Source organism: Streptomyces camponoticapitis (assembly GCF_014646115.1).
Lineage (GTDB): Bacteria > Actinomycetota > Actinomycetes > Streptomycetales > Streptomycetaceae > Streptomyces > Streptomyces camponoticapitis.
On record NZ_BMMV01000023.1, the window covers coordinates 100,259 to 122,616 of the forward strand.

Consider the following 22,358-nt stretch of genomic DNA (forward strand, 5'->3'; position numbering starts at 1 on the left):
CGCCCCGCTTCCCTGCACGTCATGTCGCCGTTACCGGCCATTCAGACGCGCTTGCGACCCTCTCGGAATGCAGCCCGCTGTGCCCCCCACTCCGAACGGCAGGTTCCACCTCGCCCCCGCCGGTTCCGACGCGCCTGTCGTGCCCTCGGCGCGGAACAATGGAGGTATGAGCCAGCAGCCTGCCGAGATCCCGGTACACCCGCAACCGTCCGTCGGGTCCATCGCCTCGCACCGGCCCCACGCGGTCGGCGCACCCACGTCCGATCTGGAGCCCGACCTCGACGGCGATCTCGACTCCTACGAGCAGGACGGCGACGGAGAGGACGGGGAGCTGCCCCAGCACCGCTTCCTCGACCGTGAGCGCAGCTGGCTCGCCTTCAACGAACGCGTGCTGGAACTGGCCGAGGACCCGGCCACCCCACTACTCGAACGGGCGAACTTCCTCGCCATCTTCGCGTCCAACCTGGACGAGTTCTTCATGGTCCGCGTCGCCGGCCTGAAGAGGCGCATAGCGACCGGCGTCGCCACCCGTTCGGCCTCAGGGCTCCAGCCCCGTGAGGTGCTCGACCTGATCTGGACCCGGTCCCGGGAGATCATGGCCCGGCACGCCGCCTGCTTCCAGCAGGACGTCTCCCCCGCGCTGGCCGACGAGGGCATCCACCTCATCCGCTGGGGCGACCTCACGGAGAAGGAGCAGGCGCGCCTGTTCACCCTGTTCCGGCAGCAGATCTTCCCCGTCCTGACGCCGCTGGCCGTGGACCCCGCGCACCCCTTCCCGTACATCTCGGGTCTCTCCCTCAACCTCGCGGTCGTCGTCCGCAACCCCGTCAGCGGCCACCGGCACTTCGCCCGCGTCAAGGTGCCGCCGCTGCTGACCCGTTTCCTGGAGGCGTCCCCGCAGCGGTACGTGCCGCTGGAGGATGTCATCGCGGCGCACCTGGAGGAGCTGTTCCCCGGCATGGAGGTGCTGGCGCACCACATGTTCCGGGTCACCCGCAACGAGGACCTGGAGGTGGAGGAGGACGACGCGGAGAACCTCCTCCAGGCGCTGGAGAAGGAGCTCATGCGGCGCCGCTTCGGCCCGCCGGTGCGGCTGGAGGTCGAGGAGTCGATCGACCCGTACGTGCTGGACCTGCTGGTCCGCGAGCTGAAGGTGCGCGACGCCGAGGTGTATCCGCTGCCGGGGCCGCTGGATCTGACCGGGCTGTTCGGGATAGCCGCGCTCGACCGGCCGGAGCTGAAGTTCCCCAAGTTCATCGCGGGCACGCACCGCGATCTCGCCGAGGTGGAGTCGGCGTCGGCGCCGGACATCTTCGCGGCGCTGCGGGAGCGCGACGTACTGCTGCACCACCCGTACGACTCGTTCTCCACCTCCGTCCAGGCGTTCCTGGAGCAGGCGGCCGGCGACCCGGACGTGCTGGCGATCAAGCAGACGCTCTACCGGACCTCCGGCGACTCCCCGATAGTGGACGCCCTGATCGACGCGGCCGAGTCGGGCAAGCAGGTTTTGGTCCTCGTCGAGATCAAGGCCCGTTTCGACGAGCAGGCGAACATCAAGTGGGCGCGCAAGCTCGAAGAGGCCGGCTGCCATGTGGTGTACGGGCTGGTCGGGCTCAAGACGCACTGCAAGCTCTCGCTGGTGGTCCGCCAGGAGGGCGAGACCCTGCGCCGCTACAGCCATGTCGGCACCGGCAACTACCACCCGAAGACGGCACGGCTCTACGAGGACCTCGGCCTGCTCACGGCCGACCCGCACGTCGGGGCCGACCTCTCCGACCTCTTCAACCGGCTGTCGGGCTACTCGCGGCGCGAGACCTACCGCCGGCTGCTCGTCGCGCCCAAGTCGCTGCGCGACGGACTGATCACGCGGATCAACAAGGAAGCGGCACACCACCGTTCGGGCCGGCCCGCCTACGTACGCATCAAGGTCAACTCGATGGTCGACGAAGCGGTCATCGACGCGTGCTACCGCGCGGCGCAGGCCGGCGTACCGGTCGACATCTGGGTGCGGGGCATCTGCGCCCTGCGCCCCGGCGTGCACGGCCTGTCGGAGAACATCCGGGTGCGCTCCATCCTCGGACGCTTCCTCGAACACTCGCGGCTCTTCGCCTTCGGCAACGGCGGCGAGCCCGAAGTGTGGTTCGGCAGCGCCGACATGATGCACCGCAACCTCGACCGTCGTATCGAGGCGCTGGTACGGGTCACCGACCCGGCGCACCGCGCGGCCCTGACCCGGCTCATGGAGACCGGCATGGCGGACGACACCTCCTCATGGCATCTGGGAGCCGACGGGAACTGGACCCGGCACTCCGTCGACGCCGACGGGCAGCCGCTGCGGAACGTACAGGAAATGCTCATTGACGCCCGGAGGCGCCGGCGTGCAGCACCATGAAGCAGACACCGCCGGCTCGGTCGGTACAGCCCGCCCGGCAGGTCCCTCCCCCGCGAACGACGCCTTCGAGGCGACCGCGGGGCAGGTGCTCGCCGGGTATCTGAACACCCGGTGCGGGGACTTCCTGCGCAGCCTGCGGCTGTACGGGGAGAGCGGTTCGGACACGGCCGCGGCCGAGGAGGCGGCCTCCGCGCTGCGCTGCTCGGCGCGCCGGATCGGCGGCAGCCTGCACACGTTCCGGGTGCTGCTGGACCCGGTGTGGGCGGACCAGCTCCGGACGGAACTGGGCTGGCTGTCCGGCACCCTCGCGCAGGAGTACGCGTGCACGGCACGGCTGCACCGGCTGGTGTCGGCGCTGGGGCGCCTCTCGGGGGCGGGGCCGGCGGGAGCGGCGGCGGTGCCGAGGTCCCGCGGCAACGGCGAGGGCGGTACGGGTGGCGCCGGCGGTACGGGCGACACGGGCGCTTCGGCGGCTCCGGGCGCGCTGACCGTCGGTGCCTCACGCGCCGGGGCGCTGCTGGAGCGGCAGTTGACCCTCGCGCGTACGCGGGCGCACTCCGCGGCCCTCCAGGCACTGGGCTCGTCCCGCTTCCACGCGGTGGCCGACGCCGTCGCCGTACTGGCCTCCGAGGTCCCGCTGGCGCCGGTCGCCGGGGCGCCCGCCGCCGAGATCCTCGCGGCGCCGCAGAGCGCGGCCGAACGAAGACTCCTCGACGCGGTGTCCGTGCTGCCACTGGCCCGCGCCGCGCACCCGTACAACGCCGAGGCCCTGATCCACGGCCTCTCCACACCGTCGGACGGCGAGGCCCAGGACGCGCCCTGGCACCAGGTGCGGCTGCTGCTCAGACTGCACATGTACGCGCAGGAGGTCCGCGACCTGGGCAGCGCCCCCGAACCGGTGCTCGCCGAGGCGGGCCGCGCCCTGGACCGGCACCGCGACGCGGCCGAGGCCGCCGCCGCCGCCGCGAACGCGGCCCGTACCCCCCGGATCGCCCCCGCGACGGCGTACGCGCTCGGCGTGCTGCACGCGGACCAGCGCCACGAGGTCGAGGCGGCGCGCTACGAGTTCCAGCGGATCTGGCAGCGGAGGGCGGCGACCGCCCCATGACCGGCAGCGCCGGCGGCACCGACCACGGCTTCCGGACGCCCAGGTTCGGCACGGTCCTCGCGGCGGGTTGCGTGCTGTGGCGGAAGTCCCCGTACCGCGCCGACGGCACGGAGATCTGCCTGGTCCACCGGCCGAAGTACGACGACTGGTCGCACCCGAAGGGCAAGCTGAAGCGCGCGGAGGACGCCCTCGCCGGGGCGCTGCGCGAGGTCCTGGAGGAGACGGGCCACCACTGCGCCCCCGGCGCCCGGCTCGGCACCGTCAGCTACTTCGCCAACGGCCGCCCCAAGCAGGTCATCTACTGGGCGGCCGAGGCGACGGACGGTGCCTTCGCGGCGAACGACGAGGTGGACCGCATCCTCTGGCTACCCCCGCCCTCGGCCCGCGACCGGCTGACCCAGCCGCGCGACCGCCTGCTGGTGGACGCGCTGCTGGAGACACTGCCCGCGCGAACGGTGCCGGGCACCGGGCCGGGTACGCCGAGGACCGAGCCGGAGGCCTGAGCCCGCGGCAGTCAGTCCTTCACGTCCGCGACGTCCTCCACGGAGGTCGGACCCAGCTGCTTGGCGGTGGCGTACTCCGGCATCGACATGGGCCTGTCGAAGAGGAAGAACGACTGGTTCGTCCCGACCGTGAACTCCATGAACACGCCGGTCGTGGCGTCGAAGCCGTAGTACGCGTCGCACATCGAGCCCGACGAGTACGTGCCGTCCATGCCCGGCAGCGCCACGACCACCCTGCCGTTGGTCGAGGAGTCCACCTTCTCCGTCGGGGTGAGCATCTGGCAGCGCGCGACCGGCATGCCCTTCATGACGAAGTAGCCGTACTCGCCCTTGGCGTTCTGGATGTAGACGTAACTCAGCTTGCCCTTCTTGCCCCAGGTCTTCACCCACTGGTTGATGGCCTCGCGGGTCGGCGAGTACGCCATCCTCCCGGCAGGCTGGTTCGCCACGAGCTGGTCGTAGCTCTTCTGCTTGGCCTCGGTCTCCTTGCTCTGGCTGGAGTCGTCGTCGCAGGCGGTCAGACCCAGCACCAGGGTGAGCGCCGCCGCCGAAGCCACGGAGATACGAGTGATCGTCTTCATGCTGTGCTGCCCCATTTCCGCGGATGGACGGTGGTCAGTCGGCGCACGTCGTCTTGTCGGCACGGGCGTCCAGGCGGTACGGCAGGTCCTTGTCGTGGAAGGGAGCGCGGTGCTCCTGGGCGGCCTTGGAGTTGTACTCGTTGATCGTCTCGGTCCGCGTCGCCTTCAAGGCGGTGACGGACTGGTCGATCTGGCTCCTGCGGGCGGCCGACGCGGCGTCCCGCTCCTCCTGGAGCGCCGTGATCGAACCCTCGGCGTTCTGCGCGGCCTCGCACAGATCGAAGAACTCCTGGTAGCTCGACTGCCGGAAGGCGCCCGACCCGACGGTGTTCTCCCGCTCCTCCGCCGCACCGCGGAAGGGGGCGGTGATCCACCCCGCGCCGCCGAAGACGAATGTGCCGAACACCGTCAGGAGCGCCAGACCGACGACGCAGCTCACGATCCACACCCGGAGCCGTGCTTCCTCGTGCCTGACTCCCATCGCACTCCCTCTTTCCCTGGCCGGACGGCCTCGTCGGACGCGAGACGCCGCTGCTACGCCGAGTCTGGCCGCGCCTCAACCGGCAACCCATAGCAAGGAGTTGGAAACTGGATGTAATCACTCCGCGCGAGCGACCCGCGAAGGATCCGCTCCGCAAGACGGCCGAACCAGCCACGCAGCCGGCCGCGCGGCCTCCGTGCCGATCACCCCGGCGGCCCGCGGCACGAGATCCGGACCCAGGCGAAATGCCCGGTTCACGACCCCCGAGGCCATGGGGCGCACATTCTCGGGCGCTACGCCGTGTCGAACCGCTATCAGGGCCGGAGCCGCACCAGGCTGACTGTCACGGTTCACCTCCCGTTCACTCCCATCCGTCAGCCACTTCACCTGATCTGCCTAATTTCGGCCTTACACGGTGACCGGCATACCGCCGGACCCACCATCTCGACGCACGCCGCCGTAGAAGTGCGAACAAACGCACACAGGCGGCTTCTGGAAGGAACACCCGAAGTGAAGCTTCAGCGCAAGAACCGGCTGCGCGCCACCGCGCTCGGTGCCCTCGCCGTCTCCGGCGCCCTGGTTCTCTCGGCGTGCGGCTCGGACGACAACACGAAGGAATCCGCCGGCGGCGACACGACCGCGGCCGCCTCCAGCATCAAGTGTGACGACGCCAAGGGCCAGATCCTTGCCGCCGGATCGAGTGCCCAGAAGAACGCGATGGACCTCTGGGTCAAGAACTTCCAGCAGGCCTGTGCGGGCGTCGAGATCAACTACCAGCCCATCGGTTCCGGCGGTGGTATCACCAAGTTCACTCAGGGCCAGGTCGCCTTCGCGGGCTCCGACTCCGCCCTGAAGCCCGAGGAAGTCACCGCCTCCGAGGAAGTCTGCAAGGGCGGCAAGGGCATCAACCTCCCGATGGTCGGCGGCCCCGTCGCCATCGGCTTCAACGTGCCCGGTGTCGACAGCCTCGTCCTGGACGGCCCGACCCTCGCCAAGATCTTCGACTCGAAGATCAAGAAGTGGGACGACAAGGCGATCGCCGACCTCAACCCGGACGCCAAGCTCCCGAGCACCGCGATCCAGGCCTTCCACCGCTCGGACGAGTCGGGCACGACGCAGAACCTGAACAAGTACCTCAAGGCCGCGGCCCCGGCCGAGTGGAAGTACGACGACAGCTCGAAGTCCTGGGAGGCCAAGGGCGGCCAGGCCGCCAGCGGCTCCTCCGGCGTCGCGTCCAGCGTCAAGGACACCGAAGGTGCCATCGGCTACTTCGAGCTCTCCTACGCGACCGCCAGCAACCTGACCACCGTCAAGGTGGACACGGGCGCCGGCGCGCCGGTCGAGGCCACCACGGAGAACGCCTCCAAGGCGATCGCCGCGGCCAAGGTCAAGGGCACGGGCAGCGACCTGGCCCTGGAACTGGACTACGCCACCAAGGCCGAGGGTGCCTACCCGATCATCCTGGTGACGTACGAGATCGCCTGTGACAAGGGCAACAAGGCCGAGACCCTGCCCAGCGTCAAGGCGTTCCTCAACTACACCGTCAGCGAAGAGGGCCAGAAGGTCCTGAGCGAGGCCGGCTACGCGCCGCTCCCGACCGAGATCGCGGCCAAGGTCCGCGAGATCGTTCCCACCCTGTCCTGACTCCAAGACGTGGCCGGTCCCTGTGAAAGGGACCGGCCACGTCTTCCGGTGCACCGCCGCCAGGAGCCGCGCCCCGGCTCCGCAGACCGGAGAAGACCCGATGGAAACAGAAGCCGCACCCAACGACGCACCACCACCCCCCACCCTTGAGCACCACGGCGCGAGCAAGGGGCCGAAGCAGATCGGCGACCGGATCTTCCTGGGTCTGTCCCGGGGCTCCGGTATCACCCTGCTGGTCATCATGGCCGCCATCGCCGGGTTCCTCAGCTACCGCGCCGCCCTCGCGATCTCGAAGGACGAGACGAACTTCCTCACCACCTTCGAGTGGAACCCGCAGGGAGACCCGTCCTCCTTCGGCATCGCCGTCCTCGTCTACGGCACCATCGTCAGCTCGATCATCGCGATGGTGATCGCGGTCCCGATCGCCATCGGCATCGCGCTCTTCATCTCGCACTTCGCGCCCCGCCGGCTCGCCTCCCCGATCGCCTACCTGGTCGACCTGCTGGCGGCCGTACCGAGCATCATCTACGGCCTCTGGGGCGCCGTCTTCCTCGTCCCGTACCTCGACGGCCTCAACAAATGGCTCAACGAGTACTTCGCCTGGACGTACATCTTCGAGAAAACGAACGAGGGAATCGCCCGCAACCTGTTCACCGTGGGCATCCTGCTGGCGATCATGATCCTCCCGATCATCACCAACGTCATACGCGAGGTCTTCCTCCAGTCGCCGAAGATGCACGAGGAAGCCGCGCTGGCCCTCGGTGCCACGCGCTGGGAAGTCATCCGCATGTCCGTGATCCCGTTCGGCCGCTCCGGCATCATCAGCGCCTCGATGCTGGGGCTCGGACGCGCGCTGGGCGAGACGATGGCCGTCGCGGTCGTCCTGTCGCCGAGCTTCCTGCTCGACTTCCACATCCTCGACGCGGGCGGCGGCACCTTCGCGCAGAACATCGCCGCCAAGTTCAACGAGGCGAACGAGTTCGGCCGGGACGCGCTGATCGCCTCCGGCCTGGTCCTCTTCATCATCACACTGCTGGTCAACGGCGCGGCCCGCGCGATCATCGCCCGCCGCAAGGAGTACTCGGGGGCCAACGCATGAGCCACACGCTTCAGGACAAGCGGCCCGCGGTCGCCGACGACCCCCAAGGCTCGCTCTCCCACGCGCGCATGCCCCGCTGGGCCCCCCTGGCCATCGCCGCCGGCTCCGCGGTGCTGGGCTGCCTGATCGGTCTGGTGGCCGGGCTGGACAGCAAGATCCAGTGGGGCCTGCTGGCCGCGCTGATCTTCATCGCGGGCACCTATCTGATCACCGCCAAGGTGGAGGGCCCCCGGCAGGCCAAGAACCAGGTGGCGACCAGCCTCGTCTGGGTCTGCTTCCTCGTGGCCGTCGTCCCGCTGCTCTCACTCGCCTGGACCACCGTCAGCAAGGGCGCCGGAGTCGTCGACGGGTACTTCCTGTCGCACTCGATGAGCGGACTCCTCGACACGGACGAGGGCGGTGGCATCTACCACGCGCTGCTCGGCACCATCGAGCAGGTCGCCATCGCCACGCTGATCGCCACGCCGATCGGTCTGCTGACCGCCGTCTACCTCGTCGAGTACGGCCGCGGAAGGCTCTCCCGCGCCGTCACCTTCTTCGTGGACGTGATGACGGGCATCCCGTCGATCGTCGCCGGCCTGTTCATCCTCTCGACGTGGATCGTCATGCTCGACTTCGGCTTCTCCGGATTCGCCGGCGCCCTGGCGCTCGCCATCCTGATGATGCCGGTGATCGTGCGCTCCACCGAGGAGATGCTGAAGCTCGTCCCGAACGAGCTCCGTGAGGCATCCTTGGCCCTGGGCGTGCCCCAGTGGCGCACCATCCTCAAGGTGGTCCTGCCCACGGCGATCGGTGGCATCACCACAGGCGTGATGCTAGCGGTGGCCCGTATCACCGGCGAGACCGCGCCCGTGCTGCTGCTCGTCTTCGGTACGAAGCTCATCAACTCGAACCCGTTCGAAGGCGCCCAGTCGTCCCTGCCGCTGTACGTGTTCGAGCAGTACTCGGTCGGCACCGACGCCGCGGTCGACCGCGCCTGGGGCGCGGCCCTCGTACTGATCGCGTTCGTCATGCTCCTCAACCTGGTGGCCCGCGGCATCGCCCGCTGGAAGGCCCCCAAGACCGGCCGCTGAGGCCCCGAAATCCGGCTCCGCCGAAGCGGGGTCACGCAGAAAGCAGTGATTCAGATGGCCAAGCGAATCGACGTCAGCGGCCTGACCGCGTTCTACGGCAACCACCGGGCGATCGACGACATCTCCATGACCGTCGAGCCCCGCTCCGTGACGGCCTTCATCGGCCCGTCCGGCTGCGGCAAGTCCACGTTCCTCCGCACCCTCAACCGCATGCACGAGGTCACGCCCGGTGGCCGCGTCGAGGGCAAGGTGCTCCTGGACGACGAGAACCTGTACGGCGCCAACGTCGACCCGGTCGCCGTGCGCCGCACGGTCGGCATGGTCTTCCAGCGGCCCAACCCGTTCCCGACCATGTCGATCTTCGACAACGTCGCGGCCGGCCTGCGGCTCAACGGCAAGTACCGCAAGAACGAGCTCGCGCACGTCGTCGAGAAGTCCCTCAAGGGCGCCAACCTCTGGAACGAGGTCAAGGACCGCCTCAACAAGCCCGGCTCCGGTCTCTCCGGCGGTCAGCAGCAGCGCCTGTGCATCGCCCGCGCGATCGCGGTCGAGCCGGACGTGCTGCTGATGGACGAGCCGTGCTCGGCGCTCGACCCGATCTCGACGCTCGCGATCGAGGACCTGATCGGTGAGCTCAAGGAGCGCTTCACGATCGTCATCGTGACGCACAACATGCAGCAGGCGGCGCGGGTCTCGGACCGTACGGCCTTCTTCAACCTGTCGGCGGTGGGTCAGCCCGGCAAGCTCATCGAGATCGACGAGACGGAACGCATCTTCGCCAACCCGTCCGTACAGGCCACGGAGGACTACATCTCCGGCCGCTTCGGATAGGCACCGGCAGGAAAAGCCGTCCTGCGGTGCTGCATGGCGGTGCCACCGCAAGGCGAAGGGCCCGCCCCCTCTCCCAGGGGGCGGGCCCACTCACGTTTGTCTACGACCACGGCTCACGTTTTACGGGGTCACGGCTCCGGCCCCTCAGCCGAAGGCCAAGTTCACTGTCCAACTGTGCTCCCCCGGGGGACAACCCCCGGACCCCCGGCCGAAGGCCACCGCGCGGCCCTCTCAGCCGAAGGCCAGGTTCACTATCCAACTGTGCTCCCCCGGGGGACAACCCCCGGACCCCCGGCCGAAAACCACCGCGCGGCCCCCTCAGCCGAAGGCCAGGTTCACTATCCAGAAGCTCACGGCGGCGACGAGCGCCGCCGCCGGCATCGTGATGAACCAGCCCAGGATGATGTTCTTCGCCACACCCCACCGCACCGCGTTGACCCGCTTCGTCGCGCCCACGCCCATGATCGCCGAGGTGATGACGTGCGTCGTCGAGATCGGCGCGTGGAAGATGAACGCCGAGCCGAACATGATCGACGCCCCCGTCGTCTCCGCCGCGAACCCCTGCGGCGGATCCAGCTCGATGATCTTGCGGCCCAGCGTCCGCATGATGCGCCAGCCACCCGCGTACGTACCGAGCGAGAGCATCACCGCGCAGGCGATCTTCACCCAGATCGGGATCTCGTCGCTCGGACCCTCGACATCGGCGATGACCAGCGCCATCACCACGATGCCCATCGTCTTCTGCGCGTCCTGGAGGCCGTGGCCGAGCGCCATGCCGGCCGCCGAGACGGTCTGCGCTATGCGGAATCCGCGCTTGGCCTTGTGCGGATTGGAGTGCCGGAACATCCACATGATGCCGACCATCACCAGATAGCCGATGAGGAGACCGACGATCGGTGACAGGAACATCGGGATGACGATCTTCTCCAGCACCCCGGTCCAGATCACCTCGGTCCCGCCGGCGAGCGCCGCGCCCACCATGCCGCCGAAGAGCGCGTGCGAGGAGGACGACGGCAGGCCGTAGTACCAGGTGACCAGATTCCAGACGATCGCACCGACGAGCGCCGCGAAGAGGATCCCCATCCCCCGCGACCCGTGCGGAGTGGCGATCAGTCCTTCGCTGACGGTCTTGGCGACCCCTTGGCCGAGAAACGCCCCCGCGAGGTTCATCACCGCGGCCATCGCCAGCGCCGCGCGAGGGGTCAGCGCACGCGTTGACACCGATGTCGCGATGGCGTTCGCGGAGTCGTGAAATCCGTTGGTGTACGTGAATCCGAGCGCGACTCCGATGGTCACGATCAGGGCGAAGGTGTCCACGTGGTTCAGGACTCCTTGACCGCGATTGTCTCCACCGTGTTCGCGACGTGCTCGAACGCGTCCGCGGCCTCCTCCAGCACATCCACGATCTGCTTGAGCTTCAGGACTTCCATGGCGTCGTACTTGCCGTTGAAGAGCTGGGCGAGCAGCTTGCGATGGATCTGGTCGGCCTGGTTCTCCAGGCGGTTGACCTCGATCCAGTACTCGGTGAGGTTGTCCATCGTCCGCAGGTGCGGCATCGCCTCGGCGGTCAGCTCCGCCGCCCGCGCCAGCACCTCGATCTGCTGCTCGACGCCCTTGGGCAGTTCCTCGACCTGGTAGAGGACGACCAGGTCGACGGCCTCCTCCATGAAGTCCATGATGTCGTCGAGGGACGAGGCCAGGTTGTAGATGTCCTCGCGGTCGAACGGTGTGATGAAAGAGGAGTTCAGCTGGTGGAAGATCGCGTGCGTGGCGTCGTCCCCAGCGTGCTCGGCCGCGCGCATCCGTTCCGCGATCTCGGCTCTGGCGGAGGAATCCGCCCCGAGCAGTTCCATGAGGAGCTTGGAGCCCGTGACGATGTTGTCCGCGGACGCGGCGAACATGTCGTAGAAGCTCGTCTCCCTGGGGGTCAGACGAAAGCGCACGGGGGATCCTCGGGTTACATCGGATTCGGTCAGGCTGATGCTAGGCGCATCATCCGGCCACGGCTAACCGGTGTCCTTCAGTGTGCTGCATAGGACACGACGATCATGACGTGCCCCTGCCCCTTCGTACGCGACTGGGTATCATATACCTACCTGGGGTATTTTCTCCCCTTTCGGACATTCATCCCGAACAACCCACCAGGAGGACGCGATGACGACCACCGAGGCGGCCGGCGCGGCGACCGACGACGCGACCTCCGGCGCGGCCACGACGGCGGCCGCGCCCACGGTCGGCGGAGCCGGCGACGAGATCGTCACCGACCACGACCGCGGTGTGCACGGCTACCACAAACAGAAGGACGAGCACCTCAAGCGGCTCCGCCGGATCGAGGGCCAGATCCGCGGCCTCCAGCGGCTCGTCGACGAGGACGTCTACTGCATCGACATACTCACCCAGGTGTCCGCCTCCACGAAGGCGCTCCAGTCCTTCGCCCTCCAGCTGCTGGAGGAGCACCTGCGGCACTGCGTCGCGGACGCGGCGGTCAAGGGCGGTGACGAGATCGACGAGAAGGTGCAGGAGGCCACGAAGGCGATCGCGCGCCTGCTGCGTACCTGACGTACCCGAAGGAGCGGACGGCGCCCGACGGCGGCTCAGCGCGGCTCAGCGCGGCTCGGCTCAGCGCTCAGGCTCAGCGGCAGGACGATCTCTCGCCGCACTCCACGCGCACCTTCAGCACCTCGTCGATACGGTCCGGGCTGAGCCGCTCACCGTCCGCGGCCGACGCCGCGATCATCAGCTCTCCGCAGAGTTCGATCTCGGCGAGGGCCACGTGGTCCTGGACGGTCGGCGTGCGCAACAGCGCCACGTGCGTTCACCTCTTCCTGCCGGTGTCGTCTTCCTGGCGGTGTCGACTGCCGACTTCCTAGGGTAAGGAGGATGAGGCATGACGCGCATGGCACGTCCGGACCATTTACAGCTTGATCTTCCCGGTGAAGATCTGGTCCTTCGGGGGGAGTCGCACCCCGAAGGACACCCCGAACTCGTACAGCAGTGTGGTGGACGCGACAGCGACCGTACGCCCCTGATTCCGGTAGCTGAACTGGTGCCTGACCTTGCGCAGCCGCCCCTCGTCGTCCAGGTAGGCGTCGAAAGGCACGGCGTCCTCGGCGAAGCCCCGCGCCGCCGAGGCCAGCGCCCCGCGCGCGTACGGCGCCGCGCGCTTCGCGGCCCGCCCGATGTCGGTGACGCCCCGGTAGTGCGAGACACGGACACCGGCCAGTTCCCGCTCGCCGACGTACTCCACGTCCTTCGCGGCACGCAGCAGTTCGGCGGCGGTCAGCGGATCGGTGGCGCCACCGGTGACCAGATTGCCGTCGTCGAGGGTGGTGGAGTCGAGCATGACCCACTTGTCGTCGGGCACCCCGGCGCCCCGGTTCTTCATGTAGAGGGCCGCCGGGGCAAGCAGTTCGGAGATCGGCCGGTGCCCGTCGGCGCCGGCCGGGTCCATGGGCAGCACGACCGACAGCTGCCCCATCCGCTTACGGAAGTCGTACCGTCCCTCGCCCCTGATGGTCACGCGCGTCCCGCCCGTCGCCATCACCAGTGAGGTCCGGGCCTTGGAGCTGCCCGCGTCGACCAGGGCGTCCGCGGACCTGAGGACCGCGGCCGGGTCACCGACGGGCCTGTCGTCGGCGGCCGCGGCGCCCTCGCTCCCGGAACAGCCGCCGGTCCCGGCCACGACTCCCGCCACCGCAACGGCAGCGGCGACGACCGCCACGCCCCTGCGTCTGTGCTGCTGCACCATCGCCTGCCAACCCCCAACGCCCTACCGTTGCTTGCCGTTGTCCGCCGTCGCTCGCCGTTACTCGCCGTTACTCGCGCTGCCTGTCCGAAAGCCGCCCTGTTCCCCCTAACGACGTCCCGCGCGCGTCGTCACGCACCACCGCGCGGCCGGGAACGTACGCGCGAGTACGGTGTGAAGGTGCGCGACCAAGAGACGTCGGATCCGCCCACCTCCCCCCACGAACGCCACTCCACATCGACCGTCGAAAGGGGCTCGTTCCTGACCGCCCACTGCACGTGCGGCTGGTCGGGACCGGCCCGGCGCTCCCGCGACCGGGCACGGACCGACGCCGCGTCCCATCAGGCGGCACACTGACTCCACTCACCCCGTCCACTCCACCTGCTCCACCGACATTCACCTCTGACAGCACTGACCAGCGGGTCGGAGGGGGAAGGCGTCCGATGGAACGGCGCACACTGCTCGCCGGCGCGCTGGCCGTGACCACGGCAGGCGCGGTCGGCGCCTGTACGGGCGACGGCGGGAGCGACTCACCGGGCGCCTCGGCGAACAAGCCGCCGTCGACCCGTACCTCCCCCGGGCCCTCCGCGACCGGTTCCGCCGGGCCACCGCGCTGGGACGCGCTCGCCTCGGGGTTGGACGGCGGACTCCTGCGACCGGGCGACGGCGAGTACGCGACGGCCCGACAGCTCTACAACACCCGCTTCGACGACCTGAAACCGGCGGCCGTCGCGTACGTCGCCGGCGAGGACGACATCAGGGAGTGCCTGGCCTTCGCCCGGAGGTACGGCACGCCCGTCGCGATCCGCAACGGTGGCCACTCCTACGCCGGGTGGTCCAGCGGCAACGGCCGGCTCGTCATCGACATCTCCTCCCTCGACGGCCTCGGCGACGCCGCGTCGGACGGTCTGATCGGCGCGGGCGCGAAGCTCGTCGACGTGTACGGGGCGCTCGCCCGCAAGGGCCGCACGGTCCCGGGCGGTTCCTGCGCCACCGTCGGTATCTCCGGTCTCACCCTGGGCGGCGGCCACGGGGTCGTCTCGCGTGCGTACGGTCTGACCTGCGACAGCCTCACCTCCGCGACCCTCGTGACGGCCGACGGCAAGCGTCTGACCGCCGACGCCGAACAGAACAAGGACCTCTTCTGGGCCCTGCGGGGCGCGGGCAACGGCAACTTCGGCGTCGTCACCGAGCTGCGCTTCCGTACCCATCCCGCCACCACCGGCGTCGCGGCGAACTTCAACTGGCCGTGGTCAAAGGCGCGTTCGGTGCTCGCCGCCTGGCAGGGGTGGGGCCCGGACCAGCCCGACGAGATCTGGTCCTCGTTCCATGCCGCGGTCGGCGCGGGCGGCGCCGCGGACCCGACGGTCGCGGTGTCCGCCTTCACGCTCGGCAGCGAGGACGACCTCAAGAACGCCGTCGACAGGCTCGCCGACCGCGCGGGCTCCCCGGCGAGCTTCGTCTCGCTGCGCCCGGGCAGCTACGAGGAGGCGATGCGCGCGTACGCCGGCTGCGCCGGACTCGGCGACGAGCAGTGCCGGCTGCCCGGCACGACGCCGGGCCGTGGGAAGGAAGGCGCGCTGCAACGGGAGACGTACGCCGCGACGTCGGACTTCTTCGACCGGTCGCTCCCGTCGGCGGGCATCGACACCCTGCTGTCGGCGGTGCGGGACTTCAGCCGTATCAAGGTCGCCGACGGCGCGGGGGCGGGCACGATCACGCTCACGGCGCTCGGCGGCGCGATCAACCGGGTGGACCCCCTGGCGACGGCCTTCGTCCACCGCCGTTCCCGGATGCTCGCGCAGTACGTGGCGTCCTGGCGCCCCGGCACGTCCGGCACCGAGCAGCGGGCGTGGCTGAAAACCGGCCAGGGCGCGCTGCGCAGATACGCCTCGGGCGCCGCGTACCAGAACTACACCGACCCGTCGCTGACCGACTGGCGCACCGCGTACTACGGCCCGGCGGCGGGACGGCTGAAGACGCTGAAGGAACGGTACGACCCCGAGCGCCTGTTCGACTTCCCGCAGGCCCTCTGAGCGGCCGGCCCCTACGCGGCGAGGTTGTTGTCGTCGGGCCGCGGCTCGGGAATGCCGAGCGGCCGGGTCCCCGGCGCCTCGGCGGCCTCGGCCCGGTCGGCGTCCCGCGCGGCCCGCGACCGTACGAGCAGCCCGGCCCGCGCCGACCGGCAGACCGCTGACACCAGGGGGGTGAGCAGCGCCATGGCGAGCGGCGCGAGAAGCAGCACCACGGCCGTACCGAGGGCGAACCCGCCGATCACATCGGTCGGGTAGTGCGCGCCCATGTAGACCCAGGCGAAGCCCTCGGCCAGCGCGAGCCCGATCGCGGCGAGCCCGAACCCGCGGTGCGCGACGAAGATGCCGGCGGCCAGGGCCATCGCCACCGTCGCGTGGTCGCTGACGAAGGAGAAGTCGGTCCGGCCGGTCACCAGGACGTCGAGCCCCGGGTGGTCGACGAAGGGGCGGTCGCGTCCGACGAACTCCCGGATCGGGATGTTGATCAGCAGCGCGACACCGGCGGCGAGCGGCGCCCACAGCAGCCCGGCGACGGCGGCCACCGAATCCTCGGCCGCCCCGCGCCGCCGCACGCTCCACCAGCACCAGAGCGCGACGAGAACGAGCGCGATCATGATCCCGTACCTGCCGGCGACCTCGGCACCGCGGTCGAACCAGCCGGGGGCCGACTCGGCCAGACCGTTGATGTCGTAGAGCAGGCTGACGTCGGGGTTCGACCCATCGATCGCGAGTCCAGCCATGTGCTGCGGCCCCTTGCCTTGTTGCCCACCACGACACACCTGCGGGCGTGTCGCTTCCACCAACCCCCGTGGTGCATACGGTCAGTGCTGCGCGATCAACGCCGCAGCTCCAGTCCAGGGAACGGCCTGATACCCCACCAGGTTCCAGACTTCACCGGACGATCTCCAGGACGTTATCGAAGAGTGACACATCGTCCCAGCTCAGAGCGGTGAACGAACGAAGAATTCCGGCCACGCGCGCCCCGGGAAGTCCCCGACTCCACCCTTCCGGGCGTCAACGGGCGGCCCATCTTACGACCCGTCGGATGGACGTCCTGTCAGCCGTTTCACGTATCGGACTTGCGCTCGGAAGGCAGATTGGTCGGCAGCGATTTCGCGCCGTCTTCGGTGACCCTGGTCGCTCCGAAGTAGTCAGGGGTGTCGATTTTGTCGAACCGGATCACGGCGCCGGTGTACGGAGCGTTGATCATGTACCCGCCGCCGACATAGATGCCGACGTGCCGGATGGCCCGCGAATTGGTGAGGTCGTCGGAGAAGAACACGAGATCGCCGGGCATGAGCTGGTCGCGCGAGGGATGCTCGCCGGCGTTGTACTGATCGTTGGCGACACGCGGCAGCTCGATCCCGACGGACCGATAGGCAGCCTGCGTAAGCCCGGAACAGTCGAACCGCCCCTGCTGCTCGGGGGTCCCGTTGCCGCCCCACAGATACTTGGTGCCGAGCTTCTTCTGCGCGTAGTAGATGGCACCGGCGGCCTGGCGGGAGGGTTCTACGCGGCCGACGGGGCGGGCGAAGCTCTGTTCGAGGGTGGTGATGACCTTCACGTAGTTCTGCGTCTCGGGATACGGCGGGACGCCCCCGTACTTGATGACCGCGTACGCGCCCGCGTTGTACGCGGCGAGCATGTTCTTCGTCTGGTCGCCCGGCACGTCGTCGACATACCCGGCGAGCTTGCAGTCGTACGTCGCGGCCGACGGGATCGCGTCCTGCGGGTCCCACACGTCGCGGTCGCCGTCCTTGTCCCCGTCCACCCCGTGGGCCGCCCAGGTCCCCGGGATGAACTGCGCTATGCCCTGGGCCTTCGCCGGGCTCACGATGTCGGGGTCCCAGCCGCTCTCCTGGTAGAGCTGCGCGGCGAGCAGCGCGGGATTGATCGCCGGGCAGAGATTGCCCCACTCCTGCACCAGCCGCTGGTACTTCGCGGGCACGGCGCCCTTGGCCAGCGCGACGGCCCCACCGCCTCCGGCGCCGCCGAGCCCCGCGGCGGCGGAGAACGTCCCGACGACGAGCAGCGCGACGAAGCTCAGGCTGAGCCCGAGCCCGATCGCGCCGCCGATCCAGAATTTACGCACCCCTCAACCCTCCCCCATCCGGGACACGTTCACCGCCATTTTCCCGTCTGTCGTGTCGGCTCTATTCGGACACCGTGTCGGTGGACATGAATCCGGCGCAGAGGATGCTCTTGTGAGCCTTGTCCGACGTGGCGTGGTGGTAGACGACGGTCCACTCGCCGGGGTCGTCGGAGAGCGGCAGCGCGGGCCGGACCTTGCCGTCGGCGCGGAAGGAGAAGTCGTCGGGGTAGGTGAGGAAGGTCCAGTCGGTCTCGTCGCCCTCGTACAGATCGGCGGCCCTGCTCACGAAGCCGAACCGGTCGCTGTTCTGGTCCGAGGTGCCGGGACGTCCGTTCGCGTCGAGCCGGCGGGGAGGCTTGATCTCGACGGCTAGGTAGTACGGCGGGAGGTTCGGCTCCTCGTACTTGAGCCGGTAGCCGATCTCCACCTTGCCGGGCGGGAGTTCGCCGGTGAAGTCGGTCTCGGCGGTGGTGACCGAGTACTGGAACTGGAGCGGCGGCTCCTCCTCGCCCGGGAGGTTGCAACTGTCCCTGAGGCCGTTCCAGGCGTGCCGGGAGGTACCGATGTCCTGGATGTACTGGGGAGGGCCGTCGGGCGTCGGGTCGTCGGCGGGCTTCTTCGGTCCTTCGCCGACGGCCGGGTCCTTCGTGGAGGCCCGGCCGCTCGGGGCGGCGCCGTCGCTCGTTCCGCCGTCGCCTCCGTTTCCCGGGAGGAGCCACACGGCGGTGGCTACGGAGATCCCGACGACGGCGCCGACACCGGTGGCGACGAACCAGGGGGTGCCGCGCCGGGCGGGGCGTGTCGGGACGGACGGCGGTGGCCCCTGGGTCGGAAGCTCGTGGATCGCGGGTGGCGTCGCTCCATAGGGCCGCCGGGGCGTGTCCGGAACCACGTCGGCCATGGCGACCAGCGGCTGGTAGAAGGGATCGTCGACCAGGGCGGTGTCCACGGCGCAGCGCCGGATGAGCTCCGCCGGATCGGGCCGCCTGGCGGGGTCCTTGGCGACGCACTCACGGATGAGCGCGGCCAGGCCGGGCTCGACGCCGACGATGTCGATCTCCCCGTGCACGGCCCGGTAACTCACGGCGGCTCCGTCCCCGACCCCGAACGGGGCGCGCCCAGTCGCCGCGTAGGCGACGGTCGCGCCGAGAGCGAAGATGTCGGCGGCGTCGCCCACTTCGTTGCGCGCGAGCACCTCGGGCGCGGTGTAGCCGGGTGTACCGGGCGCCTGGCCGTCCTGCGTGAGGGCGGTCTGCCCGGCCCCACGGGCAATGCCGAAGTCGATCAACTGGGGCCCCTGGGCGGCCAGGAGAACGTTCTGCGGCTTCAGATCGCGGTGCGTGACGCCGTACGCGTGGACGCTGGCGAGCCCCTCCGCCATGGCGGCGATCAGCCGCCGACAGGTCTCGGCGAGAAACGGCCCCCGCTCGCGTACGGCACGGGCGAGGGTGGGGCCGGTGACGTACTCGGTGGCGATCCAGTACGGGGCCGCGTCCAGCCCGGCGTCGATGAGGTTCGCGGTGTACGCACTGCGCACGGCGCGAACGGTCTCCGCCTCCCGCCGGAACCGGGCGAGCGCCTCGGGATGCTCGGTGATCTCCTCCCGCACGACCTTGACGGCCACGAGCCGCCCACCGGGCGACCGCCCGAGATACACCTGCCCCATCCCGCCCGCCCCGAGCCGCGCGAGAAGCACGTAGGCACCGATGCGCGCGGGGTCCTGGGCTCTGAGGGCATCCACGAGAACGACTGTGCCACAGGGGCGGGCGGAGCTGACTGCCGGTCAGGGGAGAGGGCTGGTCGCGGACCAGAAGTCGTCGTGGACGTCCGGGCGCGGGATAGGCCCGCCGGCGTAGTTGGGCCCGTCGGTCTCAGCCGTGGGATCGGCGACGGTTGATTTATCCACGCAGGGGGTGGCGACCTCGAAAAAAGCCTGGCCCTGTCCACCGATGCTGAGTCTGATCCCGAAACCGTCCGGGGATTTCGCATAGATGGCCGGGAACCTTGGGCTGCTGTTGACGGAGGTGATCTCGTAACCGCTCTTCCGCCAGGACCGCTCGACAACTCCGAGGAATCCGCCACGTCGCTGCTCGGAAATGATCGTCATCACCGCACGGCGCCGCGACAAGTCGCAGCTCCCCGCGGTTGTCTCACCGTGCGTCCACCTCACCCCGGGCCGGATCGCGCGAAAGGTGCCCTCAAGAATGGAATCCGCACGGTCCGCCGCCTCCTGCATGTTCATAACGCGCTCCCCATCCGCTACAGAGCGGTCGGATGCCGAGCACCCGACCATTGAGACGCAAGCCAACACAACTCCCAGGGCACGCCGCAATTTCATCCCCTCCTGCGTCCGTCCATCTGAACGTATCGGTAATCTCCGACAACAATCCTGGCGATATTGTCGGCAGACGTGACATCCTTCCCGGGATTGAAATAGTTGGAATGCGCCTGCACCCCGCCCACAACCGGATGCGGCCCGTCATCCACCCTGAATCTCCTCGCCCCGAAATCCTCATGCGCCGGATCCGTCCCGAACCAGATCTCGCTCTCCCTCGTCTGCGCGTCCTGCGCGAAGAACGCCACCGCCGCGCCTCCCACCCCGCCCACCGCCGCACCCACCGGCCCTCCCAGCACCGCCCCCGCCGACGCTCCCCCGAGCGCGCCCATCCCCATCCCCTGCGCCTCCCCCTTCGCCGGTGCCCGCGTCACCGGGTCGTTCTCCGCCGCGCCCACGTAGACATGGTCTCTGCCCACTCCCAGGTCGTCCGCGGAATCCGCGCCCGTTCCGGGGCTGCCCACCAGCACAATGTCGTCCACTCCCGGAATACCGCCGTCCCGCTGGGCGGCCTGGCCCACCGTCAAGGAGCCGTACGAGTGGCCCACTGCCGTCAGGTGCGGATTCTCGTTCTCGTTCGTCGCCGCGATTCCCGCCATGAAGTCGCCGTACGCCGACGCCCCCGCCTCCGCGTGGTCCGTAAACATGACGTCCGTATTCCCCGTGATGTCGTTCACCGAAAGCTGCGGCGCGTCATAGCCCAGCCACACGATCGAGGCCGTGGACGCGTCGTACTCCTGCGCACCCATCCACGTATCCCTCGCCCGCTTCAAGTCGTCCTCCGCGAAGCCCTCGTCCAATCCGGTCCCCAGTCCCGGCACATACGCCGACACGTTCCTCGCCGTATCCGGATTCCCGTACGACACGATCGCCCGCCCATTCCCCTCGTCCCCGATCCCCAGCAGAAACATCGGCGGATGCCCACCCGCCCGCAACTGCCCGTCGATGGATCTCAGACCGGCCAGCATCGTTCGCGACCCGTCGTCCTCCGCACCCTCCAATTTCCCCATCAGCAGCGCCAGGTTGTCGCGGTTCGCCGCGTCGCGCACCGCCGCGGGGATGCCGTCCAGGTTGCCGATCAGGTCCGGGTGGACCGCCAGGTACTCCTCCCGCTGTTCCGCCGTCAGGCCCTGCCACCAGACCAGGCGTTCCGCCGGCGCCGCACCGTGCGGGATCGCCGCCCGGAGGTAGTCCGCCGTCAGCGCGCGCACCGCCGTGGCGTCCGCGCTCGCGTCCGCCCACATCGCGTCCGTGACCTTCAGGCCGTCCCGCGCGGTCAGCTTCCGCAGCGTCTCGGTGTACCGCGCGTCGATCTCCGCCGCCTGGCCCAGCGCACGTGCGATCCGGTCCGCGATCCCCTGCGCCTTCGCCGCGAGCGGGTTCGGGCTCGTGAACCCGGCCGGCGACGCCGACCCCAGGTAGGCGTGGCCCGACGCCGTACCGCCCCGCAGCTTCTCCTTCGTGAACGGGTCCTCCCCGGCCGCCGGATAGCTCACCGACCCGTCCAGCTGCACCGCGAGGCCGAGACCCACCGCCTCGTCCAGCGCGTCCTTGAGCTGCCGCTGCGGGCCCCGCAGGTCCTGGGCGAGGCTGTTCAGCGTCGTACGGACCAGCCCGCACTCCGTGTAGATGTACTGGAAGTTCCGCCCCAGGGCCCGCAACCGCCCCACCGCCGCCCGCGCCGCCTCGCCCTCCTGAGAGGCGGTCAGCCCCGCGAGCAGTTGCTTGTCGATCCGGTCGCGCGCCGCGTCCGCCCGATTGCTCGCCTTGCCCCAGCCGTCCGCCGCGTCCTCGAACTCGGCGCATCTGACGTTCCGTAACTGCGCCCAGGTGAGCCCACCGCTCACCGCCCCGCCCCCGCGTCGACCCCCGCCAGCCCCGACCTGATCGCCGTGTCGTGCTCACCCTGCGTGCCGGCCACCGCCCTTAGCGGGCCCGCCAGGCTTCCGCACTCGTCGCGGGCTGCCTCGATGCGCCGTTCCCATGACGTACGTACGGTCGCGAGCGCCCCGACGACGCCCAGCCCCTCCCCGCCACCCGCCACGCCCTCGTGCGCCGTTTCGAACTCCGCTTTCAGGTAAGCCATCTGCGTACGCATCACCTCCGCCCCGCCGGCCGCCCGGGTCCACGGCCCGTCGCTGTGCCTCAGCCGCTCCCCGGTCGCCGCGCCCGAACCCCCGGGCCCCTCACCCGCCTCGTCGGCCAGCGCCCGCAAACCGCCCGAATAGCCCGCCATGCCCGCCATGCCACCCGCCCCTGTCCTCTGTTGTCCGGGATGTCGGGTGGCACTGTCCCAACCCGGAAGCGGTCCGCTGCCGCACGGAGGGGAGGGGAAGGAACGGACGCGGTGGCCCCGGGAGGGCGGAAGGCCCGTTCCCCGTTGGCATCGGCCGCGTCCGGCAACGTCGCGGCGTCCCGCGCAGGTTCACCCGTACGGTGGG

21 protein-coding genes are annotated in these 22,358 nt (G+C 69.7%); 9 read left to right on the forward strand and 12 right to left on the reverse strand.

Annotation, left to right across the window (positions count from 1 at the left end):
* The first annotated feature begins 166 nt into the window (after nt 1–166).
* From IEY79_RS29000 to IEY79_RS29010, 3 genes are read left to right on the forward strand one after another with little or no spacing between them, the layout of a single operon-like run.
* Nucleotides 167–2,392 carry an RNA degradosome polyphosphate kinase gene (locus IEY79_RS29000; RefSeq protein ID WP_189110589.1) on the forward strand — a complete coding sequence of 742 codons (2,226 nt, stop codon included), beginning with the start codon at nt 167–169 and terminating at the stop codon, nt 2,390–2,392.
* Nucleotides 2,379–3,500, forward strand: coding sequence for a CHAD domain-containing protein (locus tag IEY79_RS29005; RefSeq protein WP_189110590.1), 1,122 nt, complete (start codon nt 2,379–2,381; stop codon nt 3,498–3,500). Before IEY79_RS29000 ends, IEY79_RS29005 begins: the two co-directional genes overlap by 14 nt.
* On the forward strand, nt 3,497–4,003 hold the full coding sequence (locus IEY79_RS29010) for an NUDIX hydrolase (RefSeq protein WP_189110591.1): 507 nt from the start codon (nt 3,497–3,499) through the stop codon (nt 4,001–4,003). The genes IEY79_RS29005 and IEY79_RS29010 overlap by 4 nt, the downstream gene beginning before the upstream one ends.
* Before the next feature lie 11 nt (nt 4,004–4,014).
* On the opposite strand, the gene IEY79_RS29015 is transcribed toward IEY79_RS29010, so the two are convergent.
* Both IEY79_RS29015 and IEY79_RS29020 read right to left on the reverse strand, forming a co-directional pair.
* The gene (locus IEY79_RS29015) at nt 4,015–4,584 is read right to left on the reverse strand and encodes a hypothetical protein (RefSeq protein ID WP_189110592.1); all 570 of its coding nucleotides are present in this window, start codon (nt 4,582–4,584) and stop codon (nt 4,015–4,017) included.
* Nucleotides 4,585–4,618: 34 nt separating this feature from the next.
* The gene (locus IEY79_RS29020) at nt 4,619–5,065 is read right to left on the reverse strand and encodes a hypothetical protein (RefSeq protein ID WP_189110593.1); all 447 of its coding nucleotides are present in this window, start codon (nt 5,063–5,065) and stop codon (nt 4,619–4,621) included.
* A 510-nt stretch (nt 5,066–5,575) separates the two neighbouring features.
* Between IEY79_RS29020 and pstS the strand changes: the two genes are divergently transcribed.
* The 4 genes from pstS to pstB all read left to right on the forward strand — a co-directional run bounded on the left by pstS (nt 5,576) and on the right by pstB (nt 9,712).
* On the forward strand, nt 5,576–6,709 hold the full coding sequence (gene pstS, locus IEY79_RS29025; protein WP_189110594.1) for a phosphate ABC transporter substrate-binding protein PstS: 1,134 nt from the start codon (nt 5,576–5,578) through the stop codon (nt 6,707–6,709).
* Nucleotides 6,710–6,809: 100 nt separating this feature from the next.
* Nucleotides 6,810–7,808, forward strand: coding sequence for a phosphate ABC transporter permease subunit PstC (gene pstC, locus IEY79_RS29030; RefSeq protein WP_189110595.1), 999 nt, complete (start codon nt 6,810–6,812; stop codon nt 7,806–7,808).
* Nucleotides 7,805–8,881 carry a phosphate ABC transporter permease PstA gene (gene pstA, locus IEY79_RS29035; RefSeq protein WP_189110596.1) on the forward strand — a complete coding sequence of 359 codons (1,077 nt, stop codon included), beginning with the start codon at nt 7,805–7,807 and terminating at the stop codon, nt 8,879–8,881. Before pstC ends, pstA begins: the two co-directional genes overlap by 4 nt.
* 54 nt (nt 8,882–8,935) lie before the next feature.
* Nucleotides 8,936–9,712 carry a phosphate ABC transporter ATP-binding protein PstB gene (pstB, locus tag IEY79_RS29040; protein WP_189110597.1) on the forward strand — a complete coding sequence of 259 codons (777 nt, stop codon included), beginning with the start codon at nt 8,936–8,938 and terminating at the stop codon, nt 9,710–9,712.
* Nucleotides 9,713–10,030: 318 nt separating this feature from the next.
* Here the strand turns inward: pstB and IEY79_RS29045 are convergent, their stop codons facing one another.
* Nucleotides 10,031–11,029 carry an inorganic phosphate transporter gene (locus IEY79_RS29045; RefSeq protein WP_189110598.1) on the reverse strand — a complete coding sequence of 333 codons (999 nt, stop codon included), beginning with the start codon at nt 11,027–11,029 and terminating at the stop codon, nt 10,031–10,033.
* A gap of 5 nt (nt 11,030–11,034) precedes the next feature.
* Entirely contained in the window at nt 11,035–11,655 is a 621-nt protein-coding gene (locus tag IEY79_RS29050) for a DUF47 domain-containing protein (protein ID WP_052582416.1), read from the reverse strand.
* A 211-nt stretch (nt 11,656–11,866) separates the two neighbouring features.
* On the opposite strand from IEY79_RS29050, the gene IEY79_RS29055 reads away from it, so the two are divergent.
* The gene (locus IEY79_RS29055) at nt 11,867–12,271 is read left to right on the forward strand and encodes a metal-sensitive transcriptional regulator (RefSeq protein ID WP_229701207.1); all 405 of its coding nucleotides are present in this window, start codon (nt 11,867–11,869) and stop codon (nt 12,269–12,271) included.
* 73 nt (nt 12,272–12,344) lie between these two features.
* Here the strand turns inward: IEY79_RS29055 and IEY79_RS29060 are convergent, their stop codons facing one another.
* Both IEY79_RS29060 and IEY79_RS29065 read right to left on the reverse strand, forming a co-directional pair.
* A complete protein-coding gene (locus tag IEY79_RS29060; RefSeq protein WP_189110599.1) occupies nt 12,345–12,521 on the reverse strand; it encodes a hypothetical protein in 177 nt (58 codons plus the stop codon).
* 105 nt (nt 12,522–12,626) lie between these two features.
* Nucleotides 12,627–13,460: an SCO4651 family lipoprotein gene (locus IEY79_RS29065; protein WP_189110600.1), complete on the reverse strand. Its 834-nt coding sequence runs from the start codon at nt 13,458–13,460 to the stop codon at nt 12,627–12,629.
* A 440-nt stretch (nt 13,461–13,900) separates the two neighbouring features.
* On the opposite strand from IEY79_RS29065, the gene IEY79_RS29070 reads away from it, so the two are divergent.
* Entirely contained in the window at nt 13,901–15,493 is a 1,593-nt protein-coding gene (locus IEY79_RS29070; RefSeq protein ID WP_189110601.1) for an FAD-binding oxidoreductase, read from the forward strand.
* Between the two features lie 11 nt (nt 15,494–15,504).
* Here the strand turns inward: IEY79_RS29070 and IEY79_RS29075 are convergent, their stop codons facing one another.
* The 6 genes from IEY79_RS29075 to IEY79_RS29100 all read right to left on the reverse strand — a co-directional run bounded on the left by IEY79_RS29075 (nt 15,505) and on the right by IEY79_RS29100 (nt 22,162).
* Entirely contained in the window at nt 15,505–16,230 is a 726-nt protein-coding gene (locus IEY79_RS29075; protein WP_189110602.1) for a phosphatase PAP2 family protein, read from the reverse strand.
* 326 nt (nt 16,231–16,556) lie between these two features.
* Entirely contained in the window at nt 16,557–17,567 is a 1,011-nt protein-coding gene (locus tag IEY79_RS29080) for a C40 family peptidase (protein WP_189110627.1), read from the reverse strand.
* A gap of 76 nt (nt 17,568–17,643) precedes the next feature.
* Nucleotides 17,644–19,323, reverse strand: coding sequence for a serine/threonine-protein kinase (locus IEY79_RS29085; RefSeq protein WP_189110603.1), 1,680 nt, complete (start codon nt 19,321–19,323; stop codon nt 17,644–17,646).
* Nucleotides 19,324–19,365: 42 nt separating this feature from the next.
* Nucleotides 19,366–19,689 (reverse strand): hypothetical protein, encoded by a 324-nt coding sequence (locus IEY79_RS29090; RefSeq protein WP_308426699.1) that lies wholly within the window; start codon nt 19,687–19,689, stop codon nt 19,366–19,368.
* A 227-nt stretch (nt 19,690–19,916) separates the two neighbouring features.
* Nucleotides 19,917–21,764, reverse strand: a complete 1,848-nt coding sequence (locus IEY79_RS29095) for an alpha/beta hydrolase (protein ID WP_189110605.1) — start codon at nt 21,762–21,764, stop codon at nt 19,917–19,919.
* Nucleotides 21,761–22,162, reverse strand: coding sequence for a hypothetical protein (locus IEY79_RS29100; RefSeq protein WP_189110606.1), 402 nt, complete (start codon nt 22,160–22,162; stop codon nt 21,761–21,763). Before IEY79_RS29100 ends, IEY79_RS29095 begins: the two co-directional genes overlap by 4 nt.
* Nucleotides 22,163–22,358 lie beyond the last annotated feature (196 nt).